The 16,268-nt window shown below is 44.4% G+C and carries 8 protein-coding genes; 1 reads left to right on the top strand and 7 read right to left on the bottom strand.

Annotated features, from left to right (window positions below; genetic code table 11):
- Positions 1–33 precede the first annotated feature (33 nt).
- The 4 genes from MKX35_RS25260 to MKX35_RS25245 all read right to left on the bottom strand — a co-directional run bounded on the left by MKX35_RS25260 (position 34) and on the right by MKX35_RS25245 (position 6,089).
- Positions 34–2,448, bottom strand: a complete 2,415-nt coding sequence (locus MKX35_RS25260; RefSeq protein WP_076300257.1) for a restriction endonuclease-like protein — start codon at positions 2,446–2,448, stop codon at positions 34–36.
- A complete protein-coding gene (locus tag MKX35_RS25255) occupies positions 2,420–4,612 on the bottom strand; it encodes an McrB family protein (protein WP_076300256.1) in 2,193 nt (730 codons plus the stop codon). Before MKX35_RS25255 ends, MKX35_RS25260 begins: the two co-directional genes overlap by 29 nt.
- 46 nt (positions 4,613–4,658) lie before the next feature.
- The gene (locus MKX35_RS25250; protein ID WP_076300255.1) at positions 4,659–5,345 is read right to left on the bottom strand and encodes a nuclease-related domain-containing protein; all 687 of its coding nucleotides are present in this window, start codon (positions 5,343–5,345) and stop codon (positions 4,659–4,661) included.
- Between the two features lie 246 nt (positions 5,346–5,591).
- A complete protein-coding gene (locus MKX35_RS25245) occupies positions 5,592–6,089 on the bottom strand; it encodes a hypothetical protein (RefSeq protein ID WP_076300254.1) in 498 nt (165 codons plus the stop codon).
- A 150-nt stretch (positions 6,090–6,239) separates the two neighbouring features.
- Between MKX35_RS25245 and MKX35_RS25240 the strand changes: the two genes are divergently transcribed.
- On the top strand, positions 6,240–6,485 hold the full coding sequence (locus tag MKX35_RS25240) for a helix-turn-helix domain-containing protein (protein ID WP_076185152.1): 246 nt from the start codon (positions 6,240–6,242) through the stop codon (positions 6,483–6,485).
- A gap of 574 nt (positions 6,486–7,059) precedes the next feature.
- Here MKX35_RS25240 and MKX35_RS25235 read toward each other — a convergent pair.
- The 3 genes from MKX35_RS25235 to MKX35_RS25225 all read right to left on the bottom strand — a co-directional run bounded on the left by MKX35_RS25235 (position 7,060) and on the right by MKX35_RS25225 (position 15,928).
- On the bottom strand, positions 7,060–8,934 hold the full coding sequence (locus MKX35_RS25235; protein WP_076300253.1) for a flagellin N-terminal helical domain-containing protein: 1,875 nt from the start codon (positions 8,932–8,934) through the stop codon (positions 7,060–7,062).
- 308 nt (positions 8,935–9,242) lie between these two features.
- Positions 9,243–9,725 carry a hypothetical protein gene (locus MKX35_RS25230; protein ID WP_076300252.1) on the bottom strand — a complete coding sequence of 161 codons (483 nt, stop codon included), beginning with the start codon at positions 9,723–9,725 and terminating at the stop codon, positions 9,243–9,245.
- Between the two features lie 200 nt (positions 9,726–9,925).
- On the bottom strand, positions 9,926–15,928 hold the full coding sequence (locus MKX35_RS25225; protein WP_076300251.1) for an S-layer homology domain-containing protein: 6,003 nt from the start codon (positions 15,926–15,928) through the stop codon (positions 9,926–9,928).
- Positions 15,929–16,268: the final 340 nt, after the last annotated feature.

The raw sequence follows: 16,268 nt of genomic DNA, 5'->3' as shown, positions 1-16,268 counted from the left end.
CAGGACAATAACCTTACTTCATTTTCACTAACTTTAAATATTCCGAACTTCCACAACCTTTCCTAAATCCACAAACTGCTCATGATCGACCTTCACCTTCACTCTGCCCTTTCGGCGTTTCTCACGCCATTCACGAAGATCTTCCTCCGTTTCTAAGCGAAGCTCCGCGATTTCCAGCGCTCGGTCTAGGACATATTTGCTTGTGTAAAGGACCGTATTTATTCCCTGTCCCCCTAAAGCAATGTGAGGCTTTAAAGGTATCCATTCCTCGACTGTAAATCTAACATAATCTTTCTCTTCCTTATGAGGCTCAGGGACGATCTCCTTTATTTCCTTCCGTTTCACCACTTCCCAATCTACCACTTTACCCACCCAATGAATCCCTGTCTTTGCAGGATCGATGAATTTCCTTCTGGATTGGCACATCGCTACATATTCGATTTGGGTTATTATCTTCTGGCTTGCAAGGTTCTCCACAGGTACATGGTAAAAAGAATGCTTCCTGGCCACCTCCACTTGTTTGGGGCCACGAACAGAGCCGACAAGAACATTTTTACCCGCGAGTTGGTTGGCATAGTATTCTTTCGTACCGCGTGGACGGGTGGAACGCTCGTAAGCTTTTTCCGGACTATCCTGAATAATCTCATCTAAGAATTGCTCCACCAAGCTTGTAGAATTCGGTAGGAATGGCAAAGCGCCAATATTCAATAGCTCGATGCTTTTGTAGAATTGGTGGGTCTTATACCGCTCCTCATCCGGGTAGGGAAATAACACATAGGCACCGAACATGCTTCGTTCGTATTCCCCCGAATCTTTCTCCTGATACACTATGGCGTCCCGATAGCGGTGCATCGTGTTGATGTCATCCTCTTCCGGTCCAGGTTGTCCATATTTCTGATGATAGGAAGTCCCCTCATAAGCAGGATTTAACCGGTACTTTGCATCGAAGACATACTTATACTCTTTGATTTTGCCAGCATCCTTCTTCTTCAGTGTCAGTACATTATCCGGACGCTGACTGAGCGTCGGGGTCCTATCCGAGCTAGGAATCGCATTATAATACAGGATGAACTGCTCTCCGTTAACTGGATTCTCGTACACCATCTTAGCGCTCTGCGAGCGGTCAAGCGTAACAAAAATACCATTTCGATTCACCTTAATAATATCCTGCTTCACCAGCTTATACTTCTGCCCCAGAAGCTGATTCAACTTGAGGAAACACCAGTATTCATAGAGCTGCGCGACATCCTTCATAGACAGGCGCAGCAGATCGCCTTGGATCGACAAGCCTTTGAGCAGCATGAGATAACAGCGATAGACTTCGCGGTATCCAGGGGCCATCTGCAGCACCAGTGTAACGGACATCTGCCTCAGTACTCCAACCTCACGCAAAAAATCCATCTTGAGCACCCGCTCTAGTTGAGTGAGCATGGTGTCTATCCTTTTTATTAGTAATGGATCTGGGGTTCGGTTTTTAATCTTCCAGCGACTCTTGAGCTCTTTCAACTTTCCATGAATACGTTCCAGCATCCAGCGGATGAACCGATTCTCATTAGTATCATAGGCGAGGCGTCTTCGTGTCTCGATTAAATGTGTAGCTGTGTAATTTCGGCTGCCGATGGTCAGGAATCCATGGTCCATGTCTTCTCTTAATCGTTCGGGATGCTTCGCGAGCTCGCGGATGTTCTCTCTTCCTGCCTTTTTGACCCGATTGGCGTCCACTAGTCGGCGATCCTGGAGCAGAGCATAATTAGGATTCTTGTTAATCCGCTCAACGGCATCCAGAAGCTGTCTAAATACATGCTGAAGTATAGTGAAAAACTCCGTCAAGCTCTGATGCTGCGTTTCCCGCAGGCCTGTTAATTGGTAGGTTTTACGCAAAAAATCAAAGGCCAAATTATAAATCTGCTCATTCACTTCATTTAAAATATTCTGGTAATCCAGCTTGTAATCCATTTTAGAGGGAAAGATCTCCATCTCTACCCGCAGCAAAGCCTGTCCTGAACTACGGATCTCCCACTCCGTCAAACCTACCTCATTCCCAAAGTTCAGCACACCCGCAAGAATAGACTCACCTAGGGGCTTAATCGCCTGCCGAAGCAGCACATTTTCATGATAAAAAGATAGGTTAGCAGCGGTCTTCTTCTGAATCACCAGCTCATACGACTGTGTCTCATAAAAACAAGGAAAAACTGACTCCCCCGGCTGCCAGTCCACCATCCCTTGGGCTTCAGGAGAAAAGACTTTAATCTGAACATTACCAAGCCGTTCGGAGCAAACAAGCCCTAGCTGCGCACTCACCCATTCCTGACCAGAAGAACGATGAAGCTGCAAGGTCTCCACCGTAGGATGATAAGGCCGTCCTTGAAGAAAAAGCGTAAAAAGCTCCGTTTCTACACGGAGCAATTCTACCGTCTGATTAAGAGAGCCAGTAAGAGGTAAATCCATCTTCCTCTAACCTCCTAAGCATAAAAGCCAATTTACGCGCACTTTGTGGATGTTTAGCCGTAGGTGGAGTTTGGCCAGCAGCCCATTTCAGGTAGAGTGGAGAAGCATCATTGTCCATAAGATCTTCAATATTTACCGTCACACCAGATCCGGTACCAAGAGCCTCTTTCATCAATTTCAATAATACCCGGCGAACCGAAGAATGACTTCCTTGAATACGTGGTAGTATCTTTTGCAGCAGTTGCCAGTCAAACGCTTCTTCCTCACTCATCAGCTTGTACCGTTCGTTATAGATCATATAGAAGCAAATCGCATCCCGTACCCGAAAACCTACATGAGCGTGGATATCCTCAAGCAAAGCATTGATCTTAACCAATCTCTCTGTCGTCCGTACAACAAGCTCTTTGTTTGTATCATAGGCATCCACTAGCTGCAAATAATCGGAACGCAGAAAAAGATGATTCAGTTCGGCAACGTCAGAGCTATCACTGGTCTCTACCTGCACATTGAAATCCGGATACTGCTGCAGATTAATATAATTGAATTCTAGTTTATTGGCTCGATCCAGTACCTTTTTGCTAAAAGGATGTGTCGTTTCGTCCATGTTCACAGTCCCGATTAAGAACACATTCTCCGGGATACCCAGGCTGCCAAACTTCACTTGATCCTCAGGTGTATCCAGCAGGGTAGAAGATATGAGATCCTGTGTCTGTATCTTCCCCTCCTGCCAGTCCTGTGTTTCCAGCACACTTAACAGATCACTGAAATAATGCTCTACCCGCGCCAAATTCATCTCATCCATACAGATAAAATATGGCTTATGTCCATTCTCCGGCTTCCGCGCCTCTACTAATACTTCCGTGAGCGGACCCGGTTTGAACCTGCCCGAAAGATCCTTGTATCCCAGCAGATCCGCAGGATCACTCCAATCCGGCCGCACTGGGATCAAGGTAAACTGGCCGTTATTCCCCGTTGCACCAAAAGCCTCTGCAAACAGCTTCACCAACCGAGTCTTCCCTGTACCCGATATCCCCGCTAGTATGACAAAAGGCTTTGTCTTTAGGGAGAGGTAAAAATTCTCGATAAGGTGCTCAGGGAAGAAGAAACCTTTGCGGCGGATGTGGGATTGGATTTGGTGGAGTAATGTTATAATCGTAGAATCTGTCGGTGGTAAAATAGGGATCACCTCATGTGCGTTCTCCGTATTGGAGGCAGCCTCATCTTGATCTAGAATGGTAAAATTAGGCCAAATGACCTCAGCAGTTAACGATTGAAGCACTTGAAGTCCTTGTCTTGAAAAGCGAAACAAATATCCTTGATTAACTCCGCCTCCAGAATGAAGCGGACCTTGGGTTAAGTTTACTTGCATAATTTGCTGATTAAACTGTTGTAGCATAATGGGCGGAATGAGTTCCACATACTCTGTTCGAACCAAACGACCATCCTCTTGCCAGTTCGTATTGGCCATAGAGCCTGGCTTGGGTGCTTCCACCGCAGCATCAGTTACCTGGCTTACATAACGAATAGCTTTATTTGAATAATGGAGGATGATATCTCCTTGTTTAACTTCCCTCATCATCTCCCAATGATATAGCTTTCGGCCTTGCGAATTCAGTAGGGGCGCCCACAGAATCCCCTCTTCCTTCTCCGCTTGAATAGTCGTTCCCTGATTCACCCACCATACATTAGGCTTCGACTTAAACGTTATAAACTCTAAACGGTATTCGAAAGGAACTCCTGTGGCAAAGAAATCTATGTATTCAGCTTGATCTTCAGGAACGACAACCTGAGGTCTCTTCGCATCATCTGCTTGTTGGTTCGTTCTCTCTTGCATAATGTAGGAATATGAATGCGAGAAGGTTTCAATTAACAAATTCTTCAACGTTTGATTTCCGTTATAGCGGAGTTGAAGGGCTTCCCGACCAGCAGATACTTGATCAATTTTAAATAATGTGGCTTCATAGTTCTGATCTTCATGCACCAGCTTAACTTTTCGCCCTTCACCTAAACTAGGCTGTTGACCTTGGTTAGCTTCTAAAAAATCCGGATGAAACTCAACTGGAATATGAGTGCCATCACGAAACATGGAAAAGTCCACCTTTTTCCGACCGATTAGGTTAGGGATCTCTGTATCCTTCCACCAGCTTCGTAGTTGTTTGATCATTTATGTTAACTCCCTTAGTACAATGATAGGTAACTCATAGGTACTTCTAGTTTTTTTGCTTTATTCTCTGTACGTGAAGCTTGCGAATCTCCGCATCGGTTATATTGGCCTGAAGCAAATGCTCATAAATCGTTTGTATTTGCGCCGGAGAGATAGAAGGTTCAGGAGTTACTGTTTTTAAACTGATCAGCTTCCTAGAGATAAACTCACTTAGTTCCACATCATAGACAACCAGTTCGTCCGAGTGGATTTTCCGAAGCTCCGGATCAATAATGAACCGACATCTCATCGTGAATGAAACCATAGAGATAAATTTCACTGCAGCTATACCTTGTATCAGGCTCTCGATGGCCTTAATATGTCCATAGTTTTGCTTCAGCGGATTATACATCTTGTAACGATTGCTCACTGACCATTGTTGATCCGTTCGCCCACCTTTAATTTCTCCATTATAGTTTTTCGTCTCAATGACAAATAAGCAATACGGGGAAATAACGATATGATCAATCTGGGTATACCCTGTTCGAGACTTGGGATTAGGGAGTAATAGATCGCTTAACGATTTACACTCCTTAGGTAACTGGTCGAGTTGAATATTGATTTTATGCTCACCTAACTCTCCAATTCGTGTGGAAGCAACCTTCGGTTTCGACTTAGGAGTTTGTGCCTTACGCACTGCCTGTGGTGGCTTAGTGTCGGATATTTTAAAGAGAGACAATAGCGCTTTAAACATAGCAAAACCTCGCCTGATATAGATTTACAATATGTATGGTTATTCGACAATATGGGAAGTTATCCCTTTATTCAAACCATGAATGGAGGTCTGCCCTCTTTTTGGATGAACAGCATCTAAAAAAACAAAAATTCCAAACATATATACACAAAAAGACTGTCGCAAGGACAGTCCGAAAATAAAGTATGCGTTTATCCCCTTTAGTTCCGATCCTTATATGCTTTTCCGGCAGCCACAGGACATGTCTTAGTCTGAGGGAACTGAAGGGGCAGTAAAGGCATTTGCAAGCTGCATGCCATCCTTCAGTCCTTGTAGATATAGACGTTCATAAAGAACGGCTTGCTTCGATTGAAGCCTATCCTCCCAGTACTCAAACTCTGGCATACGTGCAATGTCCATGGAGTCAAACAACGCTTGAAAAGCTTTGCGCTCTTCTTCAAAAACATGCCTAGGCTCGGATTGATGTTCAATCTGTGCGGTCACCTCATCCAATCGACCTTGAATCGTCTGTAAAAACCATGCAGGAAAGCTCAACATATCCCCTCCAAGATAGAAACTCAAACGAAACGACGCTGCATGTCCGTTTTTTTCTTGGTACATCCGATTAATCAGTTCGTCAACCTTACGACTCTGGGCCTGAACCTCTTCATTGCTGCTTAACGGAATTCCCTGCTCTAGTGATTGCTGTCCGAGTTCATTCAGCTTACGCTTTTCCTCCTCATATTTGCACATCAGATGTTGCATTGCACCCCCACCTTCCGGAAAAGCTATATCTGTAGACGATGTATGGAAATTTTAATGCGTTTATCGGTTTATTTCATTTTAATTCGATATCCGCATTAAAACAACACTTACCTCGCATACAATTTGGTTAAATTGTGAGGTGAGACCAAAATGAGGCATCGCAAAGAGCCCCCAGGTGACAAAAATATCATTGGAACCCGAGTTGTAGCTATTCGAAAAGCTAAGCGAATGAAGCAAAAGGATTTCCTTGCCAGGTTGCAAACCTTCGGCTTAGACATCAGTCCAACCAGTTTATCGCGCTTGGAGGGTCAATATAGACTCGTGCAGGATTATGAGGTGGTTGCCATTGCGAAAGCTCTGGATGTTTCTGTTGGGGAGCTGTTGGGGGAGGGTTAGTGAAGTGATGTTGATGGTGAACTCTACTGCTGAAAAAAGATTTGGCGATCAAGCGTAAGTACGTACGTATAACGTCCAAAAAGATGGAGAACTGAAGCAACTTCTGATTCTTACTTTGTATGCTTCAGTCGCTTACAGATGATTTCTATTGCTAGGTAGACATCAAATAATACCTTTCAATGAAGAGAAGGCAATCCCCCAATCCCATATAACTTCTCATTCGTTATTTCCGTTGTTCGTATTAATAAACTCCTGTTAAAAAACCGTAATTTCCCCAATTATTTCCTTTTTTATATCACGACTTTATAATAATCTGAATAATATCCTGATAGAAAGACAGGGGAAAGGCTTGATGGATAAGATTTTCACTTCTTCACTCATGCTTTTCTCCGATGTCTATCACGTCTTCATTCGATTTTAGTCACGAGTTTATTGTGGGGCTACAACTTTCGCACAAGAAACGCCACACTTTCCACACTTATTGGACAGTCCTGATGTGGCAGTATTCGCTTAATTGTTATAATAGCCCATACATCTTAGCCTTGGTTGATTCTTAAGCAAGAAGGAACTAAACTTATATATTTAATAATTCTAAGACATCTTGTGGTTTTTGATTGGCTTGAGCCAATAACACTTGAGATGCTTGAGCAATGATATTATTCTTAGTCATTCTCATCATTTCTTTCGCCATATCCACATCTCTTATCCTTGATTCCGCTGCCGTTAAATTAACTCCGTAATTCGAAACATTATTATGTATGTGTTCTAATGCATTTTGATAAGCACCGAACTTAGACCGCTCTGCTGAAACTATTTTTATTGCTTTATCAATTTTGGATATTGCTGATTCTGCACCCTGTATTGTTGAAAAGTCAATCCCATTAATGCCTAGGGCAGTTGTCCTCGCGTCTGATAAATTAACTATAAAGATATTACCTGCATTCGGACCTACTTCTAAATGTAATGTATTACTATTTTTAGCAGCATCAATGATTGTTAGATCAGATACCGTATAACTACTACCATTCATTTCTCGCTCAAACTTAAGTATGCCGTTATCATTTTTAGCAATTATACCAGCACTAATTTTGTCAAATTGATTATTAAGGATATTAATGAAATCGGAAGTAGTATATGAACCTGCGCCTAATGTAACTTGTTTTTTGATTGAACCATCAACGGTAAATTCCCAATCTTGACTATTTTCTATTGATATTCCGTTTGAAATATCAATATTGGTTAAGAGGTAACTCTTTGTACTTGGAGTCCAAACATCACCAGGATTAGCCAAACGTATAAATAATGGATTCAATGCATTGCCGGATACCAACTGTATGGCATTCTTAGAATTGCTTGAATTATGCTTCAATGAGAGCATGTAATGAGTATTACCCGGCCCTGCGCTCGTGTTTACGCCAATTGGACCAGTAAAAGACGCCGTAACTTGGGCTCCGACATTCGTGAGTTGTTTATTTAATTCAATAATAAACTCATCTCTGCTATAGGCCCCCTCAGTTAGCACAATCGTTTTGGATACTCCATTTTCTTTAAAATCAAGCGTATCGTTTACACCTGAAACCACGGTATAACCTATTGAAAAATCCGCCTCTCTTCCCCACACTTGATAATTCCCCAAAAAGTTATCTTCTTGAGCAAATATCTCATTAAATGCAGTTCCCTCGATTTCGATCATATGATTGCCTGGTATTGTGCTCGTAAGTAATGTTCTCATATGAGTATCATCCCACTTACTATACACATCAGTAAGTTTTACAGGTGCCCCTAATGCTGCAAGTTTGGAATTAATATCATTGTATATAGCAGTTGAAGAGCCGTTATACATCCCTGAGGCAATAGTAACAGAATAAGAATTCCCATCAACTTTCACCGTCAGCTCATCATTCACCCCGGCAATAATTTCAACCCCTGCAGCATTATGAATATTGTCACTATTTCCAATTAAAGTTGAACTAGTTAATGAAGAAATATTCTCACCTGTATATATTGTATAGGTTCCTGAATTGCTCGAACTGGCATTCAATAAGTTAATTCCGTTAAAATTTGTGTTATTTGCAATTTCATTTATCCCTTGCTTAATTTGTTGAACTTCTTTTTGAATATGACTTCTATCTGAATCAGTTAAAGTACCATTAGAAGCCTGTACAGCAAGTTCTCTTAACCTTAAAAGATTAGGGTCTTGTATTATCCCTAATGCCCCTTCAGCGGTTTGAATTAGTGAAATACCATCTTGAATATTTCTTCCAGCTTGAGCTAATCCACGAATCTGCGCTCTCATTTTTTCCGATATTGCCAATCCCGCTGCATCATCTGCCGCTTTATTAATAAATAATCCTGAAGACAACTTTTCTAATGAAGTTCCTATGGATTTGTTATTTTTATTTAATTTATTTAATGTATTTAATGCAGAGATGTTATGCGCAATTCTCATATTGTCACCACCCATAATATTACATCGGTATTTCGTATCCATTTTATTAGCACTAAATACCTATATTTTCTCTTTTTAGAAATCAGCAGTAATTTTGTTTGGTTTTTTCATGGTAGGATCCTTCTAACATCTCCATGCTTCAAAGCCAATGAAGAACTCTAAAGAGGAGCTTTGATTCACAAGATGAATTAACTGTTTAAACGTTCACAAAGACGACTGAATAGAAATCAGTTACAACTTACAAAAGCAACTTAAAAAGGGGTTTAGCCATTTGGCTAACCTCTTTGTTCAATATGAATAACCCCCTGTTAAAAACAGCCACAACCTGCAATCACCATTGTTCGCATAAATAAAGACACACTTGAATTTGATGATTCCCCCGTTTTTTTCACGAGTTTTTGGGGTTGCGACTTTCTTTCCATCAATACTATGCATTCTACATGAGTGGGGTAGACAGTGTGAACAAACTTTATACGATGAGCCCTCATCATTTGAGGAGATTCCTCAACCTGTGCAAGCATTAGACTATATATTAAATTATCAAAGCGTTTGGCATGCTCGTCTATATCATCCATATATACAATAGGTGCAAGGTATTTAATCAGATTGGATTGATCCTGCTCCAGCAAGCAGACAAAAGCCGCATTATGTTTATACTTCTCTATGTATTGTAGCTGCATTTTCACAGATACTAATTCCGTATTAAGTGCTTGAATTTGTCCAATTACTATTTCTATCAAATCAGCACGAATCAATTGATAGGGTTCATCTATAAAGACAAACTCCTGCATATGATGAATTAATCGGACAAGCTGTGGGCTTCCCCCCCCTTGTAATCCCTCCTTATGTTGACAGAAGAATCCGAAATTACACAAATAATCAAACGTGCCTTGACCAATCCTTCTCCAAACAGATCTTTACGAAGCCCTATCAAGAAAAAAAAGCGGAATTCAGCCCTATGCTGAATCCGCTTTTCATTACCCTTCACAATTTAATCAATAAGCCCCGACTTCTGCAGCAACCGCTGAATCAGAACTGCCACTTCCGCGCGGGTGACATTAGCCTTTGCCTCCAGCTTATTGTCACCACGGCCACTAATCAAGCCAGCTTTGGCCGCAAGCGCCAGACTGTCCTTAGCCCAAACACCTATGTTGCCTGCATCTGTAAATGCAGCCAGTACGATTGTCGCATCCACTGTGCCAGTCTGGTCCGCAAGGCCAGTTAACTTCATCGCTTTAGCGATAATGTTCATGGCCTGCTCGCGAGTGATTGGAGCATTCGGCTGGAATGTCCCGTCCTCAAAGCCGGTGATCAGACCGTACTCGGATGCCGTTTCAACTGCTCCTGCATACCAGCTATTCGCTGGTACATCCGCAAATGCTGTCTTCCCTTCCCCAAGCTTTAGTCCCAAACCGCGTACAATAATCGCCGCGAACTCTGCCCGGGTGATATCTGCATTCGGGTTAAAGGTCGTTTTGTTCACTCCATTAATCACCAGACGAGATCCCATATCGTTCACTGCGTCCTTCGCCCAATGATTCTCCACATCCGCAAACATCAGCGGATGCCAGATCACCGAATACGAACTATTCGTCACACTCTTAATAACTGCGTAGTATTTGCCGTCCTTCAGAACGAATCTGGTCGGCACATGGCGCACTGTGCCATCTGGCTCCACAACGACGCCAGTCGTAATCCGGTTCGGATCAATACCACCTGGAAGTGGCACTATCCGCTCTACGTAAGCATTGAACTGACTCACTTCAACTGTCGATGTACCGTAAGTAGCGGTAACAGTGAAATCTAGTGACGGTGCAACGATTGTAAAGCCACCTTTACTTGCAGCCCCTGCCACTACCTGGTTCATGGATGGCGAGGTCTCACTGATTGTAATCTTCAGTTTGATATCTCCCAGCTTCAAGCCATTTCCAAGTTTCTCAGCTAACGCACTGATGTTGATTTCGTCGGCTGGCAAAGTATAAGTACCTTTGCTTGTCTGAAACACTAGAGTAGCCGATGCGTTCTCCATGTTCTTAATTATTTGACCGTTTAGCTCAGCGACGATGATGTTGGAATCCAGCGTCACAGGAACGGTCACCACCGCCCCATTACCTTCCGCGTCCAGCTTCGCTTGGAGTTTAGCTGGGTCGATGACGATAATAGTTGTTGCCACGTTTCCTAAGGCCGTTGTTGTTGCTTTGCCCGCGTTCTCTTCTTTACCGTTAACGAGTACGATCACATTAGTAACGACTGTGTTCGCGTTACCGGGGGTTGTTCCGCTATTCGAGTTGCTTCCGGATCCTGGGCTGACCGGATCAGTACCAGGTGTTACGGTATCAGCTGCCACAGCTGCTGTTGCCCTACCGTATTTCACCACTTTGCCGTCAGCATCTACCTCTGCAATCCCAATCGTATCCCCATTGGCCGCAGGCACCAATCCCTCACTGCCTACAAGTGTGTATCCAGTCAGGACATCTCCCACATTGGGTACGACGATGCTACCAGCGCCAAAGTTCTTATAAAAGAGCTTATGTCCTTCAGCCAGCGCAGGTATAACGGTGATTTGTGTATAGCCGTTATTTGCAGAGCCACTTGGATCGATGGCGCTCACCTTCAGGCCACCCGCAGGGTTAAGCATATTAATTGTAAAGGTCAGCGTGGTAGCCGGTCCTGCCGGAACGGACCCGCTAGCTACCACACGTACCTTAACGATGTGCTCACCACTCAAATCCGGCAAGTTGGTTCCGTCGTACCGTACGTAAGGTCCGTCGTCCACAGAAAATTCCATACTTGTGTCCAGACCAACAATCGTATTGTTCAGATCATCAGCCGTGACTTCAGGCGCGGACGGGATGACCGCATTCGAGTCATGAACGATAACCTGAGCAGCAATAGAAGCGAATGCTGTTGCCGTTGCCTTTTCCCGAACATAATACGTGTCCGGCGCAAGGTCAGTAATCATTGTGTCTGTAGCTTCTGTCCAAAGACCAGTGCTGCCTATTTTGTATTCCATTTGGACTGTCAGATTCTGAATGGTGCCATTATTAGCCCCATTGTACGTCACATCCGTGACAGTCACACCTACCGGAGCCGCTGCACGAGATGGAATGCTTAACGTCTGTACCGCACTATCCGTAGTTGTTGAACCGTCACCTTTCTTAAGGATGCTCAGTGACGTTCCCAACCAGCTGCTATCAATTTCCAGCTTGCCATCTACTGGCACCGTAATCGCTGTATCGTTTACCATGTATGAGCCACTTGGCGTCAGGCCTGCCAACTGTTCAGTAGCATAGTCGATGACGGCCGCTGGCGTCGCTTCTGGCATTTTCGTGAATGCCGATACCGTCACTTGCACCGAAGCCGACGTAAATGCCGTCGCTGTTGCTTTCGTCCGCACATAATACGTTTCTGGAGTAAGCCCCGTCACGCTTGTACCAGGTACATCTGTCCATGCACCTGCTGTACCTTTTTTGTATTCCATCTCAGTAGTAACATTCGTTAATGTACCATCGTTTGTGTTCAATCCCGTTTCACCCGTTGCTGTTACACCAGTCGGCGCCACTGAACGGGACGGAATGCTTAGCGTCTGCGCCGCACTATCCGTTGTCGTCGAGCTGTTGCCTTTCTTCACGATGCTTAGCGATGTTCCTATCCAACTACTATTAATGTCCAGCTTACCATCTGCTGTCGCCGTAACCGCTGAACCATTTACCGTGTACAAGACACTTGGCGTCAAGCCTGTCAACTGCTCTGCCGCATAGTCAATGATGGCTGTCGGTGTTGCTTCCAGCGTTGGCACGAACGTAGCCACCGTCACGATCTTCGCTTCTGAGGCAAATGCTGTCAAAGTCGCTTTCGTCCGCACATAATATGTGTCCGGAATAAGTCCTGTCACGGTTGTGCCTGACACATCCGTCCATGCCCCTGCTGTGCCCTTCTTGTATTCCATCACGGTTGTTACGTTCGTCAATTTGCCATCGTTGGCATTTATCGCTGTTTCATCCGTCGCCGTTACACCAGTCGGCACCCCTGAACGGGACGGAATGCTTAACGTCTCCGCCGCACTATCCGTTGTCGTCGAGCCATTGCCTTTCTTCACAATACTCAGCGACGTTCCCAACCAACTGTTACCAATAGCTAATTTGCCATCTGCTGTCGCTGTTACCAAAGCTCCGTTTACTGTGTACGAGCTGTTTGGCGTGAGACCTGTCATTTGTTCGGCCGAATAATCAATAACAGCTGTCGGCGCCACTTCCGGTGTTGCTACAAAAGCAACCACCGCCACTTGCACTGAAGCTGACGCAAATTCCGTCGCCGTCGCTTTCGTCCGCACATGGTACATGTCTGGAGTCAGTCCCGTTACGGTTACACCCGTCGCATCTTTCCATGCACCTGCCGCACCCTTCTTGTATTCCATCTCCGTTGTCACGTTCGTCAATGTACCATTGTTAGCATTTATCGCCGTTTCGTCTGTCGCCGTCACACCTATCGGCGCCCCTGGACGGATCGGAATGCTTAGCGTCTGCGCTGTGCTATCCGTTGTCGTAGAACTATTGCCCTTCTTCACGATGCTCAATGACGTCCCCAACCAAATGCTATCAATAGCTAGCTTGCCATCAACTGACGCTGTTACCAAAGCGCCGTTTACCGTGTACGAGCCACTTCCCGTCAAACCTGTTAACTGTTCAGCCGCATAATCAATGGTGGCTACCGGTGCCGCTTCCGGCGTTGGCACAAACGTAGCCACCGTAACACTCTTTGCTTCTGAAGCAAATGCCGTCGTCGTCGCTTTCGTCCGCACATAATACGTGTCCGGAACAAGTCCCGTTACGGTTACACCTGCTACACTCGTCCATACACCTGCTGTACCTTTCTTGAATTCCATCTCGGTTGTCACGTTCGTCAATGTACCATTGTTAGCACTGATCTCCGTTTCATCCGTCGCTATCACACCAGCCGGCGCCTCTGCACGTGGCGGAATGCTTAGCGTCTGCGCCGCGCTATCCAATGTCGTCGAGGCATTGCCTTTTTTCACGATGCTCAGCGACGTATCCAACCAACCACTGTTAATGGCCAGCTTACCATCTGTTGTCGCTGTTACTGCCGTACCGTTCACCGTATACGAGCCGTTTGGCACCAGACCGGTTAACTGCTCTGCCGTATAATCAATGATAGCTGCCGGTGTCGCTTCCGGTGTTGCCACAAACGTAGCCACCGTCACGCTCTTCGCTTCTGACGCAAACGCCGTCACCGTCGCTTTTGTCCGGACATAGTAGATGTCCGGATCAAGTCTCGTTACGGTTGCACCTGAAATATTCGTCCAAGTACCCGCCACACCCTTCTTGTACTCCATCGCAGTTGTTACGTTAGTCAATGTACCATCGTTAGCACTTATCGCCGTTTCATTCGTCGCCGTTACACCAGTCGGCGCGCCTGGACGGGATGGAATAATCAGCGTTTGTGCTGGGCTATCCGTTGTCGTCGAACCATCGCCTTTCTTCACGATGCTCACTGACGTTCCCAACCAGCTGCTGTCTATAGCCAGCTTACCATCCGCTGTCACCGTTACCGCTGTACCGTTGTTAACCGAGTAGGCGCTGTTTGGCGTCAGTCCGGTCAGTTGCTCAGCCGCATAGTCAATGATAGCCGCTGGTGCCGGAGCTCCCGTCTCAAATATTTTAGCGGTTATTCTATAATGATCAGCATCCGTATTATCGGTTGTCACCAAGACAAGCTTGTCACCAAAGGTGGGATACAATTTGAAGCTTGGATAATATTCCACAGCGTACATCCAAGTGGCTTCATTGAAACCCTGCATAGCCACCGGAGCGGAATCCACCGGCTGATCCGATGTAAAGACTAAGTTACCGTCATTGTCATAATAATTCAGGTAAGCATACTGCGTTCCCGACCATTCTTTAAAGTTGTTGTACGCATCATTGATGGCATTGGTAGAAGTGGGGTCCGTACTTACGGTTACAAAGCCCGGATTTGCACCATCCCTATAAATAGCAGCCGAAGATTCGCCTAGAGAGCCACTTACTGTAAAATCACCCTTACTCGTACCGTTCTTATCATATAAAGAAACCGTTGATGAGTCGTTTCTATAGTTATATTGGCTGAACATGAAATTCCCGTTGTTCAACGTGGATAGAAACAGCTGTTTTTCATCCGTTCTTATTCCTTTATTAATCGTATTTAACAGAGTCCCACTATTACTGAATATTTTCAGATAAACAGTATCCGTCTGGGGTCCTACTCCTGAATTGTAAGCAACCATATATACACCGTCTCCAGCGGATACATTAGACATGCTCGCATTATGGGAAACCAGAAGTATTTCTCCCGAAACTGGGTTACCCTCAACAGTGAACACACGCGTAGCCGTGCTAATATTGTCGTTCCGTTGCCAGGAAAAAGCTATATTGCCGTCAGACAATTCCGTTATAGAGACAAAGCGCGTGAGTGCCGGGGTACTGGCGGCAGAGTATGTATTAATCTGTGTCTGACCGACCACCTTTTGTCCTGACTGGTTTAGCACCATGAAATAGGCATTGGGAGTACTCTCCCTAACGGTTCCCAATTGCAAATTGTTATCGCCGCTGTCGCTTTTATGGTAAGTAATCAGAATCCTTCCATCACTTAGCGCAAGCATATTCACATCAATCATTTTGTAATAGGTATCCATTAGACTACTCAGATCAACATCTGATCTAAGTGCTCCCGTGCGGTCAAAAATCTTTAAAAAATAAGAATAAACATAGGAATTTCCTTGATAAGCGAATGTGTTCAACACTACTGCGGTACTTCCGTCAGGAAGAACATCAACATCAGAAACATTCTTACCCGAGGCGTTTGTAACTGGAGTCTGAATGGGAAAGTCCACCGTTTTGGTGAATGAGGGGATGGCAGCGTATGCCCGGAGTGAAATCATCGGTAGCAGTCCAATGACTAATATAAAAGCCAATCCAATCTTGCCTAACTTTTTTAACATTGCTTTCCTCCTTGTCGAATGACTATTCATATAATTGTTAACGCTTCCGTAATTGCAGTTAATACAGAAAAGCAGATTTCTATCCTATTATATCGACATTTCTTAGAAAATAGTTTATTTTTCGACAAAAAAATACGCTAAATCACGAATTTAATATGACTTTAGTCATATATATTTGTGTTCAAAGAAAAAATCATAGATTCGCACATTAAAAAAGCCCTCTCTGTCTATTAAACAGATTAGGCCGTCACGTTTTGAATTCCTCATCCTGATTGCCGATGGAAAAAACGATCTATGATCATAGTTCTAGTTAATACAAAAAAAACCGAGAAAGGCACTT

Source organism: Paenibacillus sp. FSL R5-0923, assembly GCF_038009145.1.
In the GTDB taxonomy this organism is placed as follows: domain Bacteria; phylum Bacillota; class Bacilli; order Paenibacillales; family Paenibacillaceae; genus Paenibacillus_AQ.
Note: the sequence above shows the minus strand (reverse complement) of the source record. Positions and strands in the feature narration are given on the sequence as shown.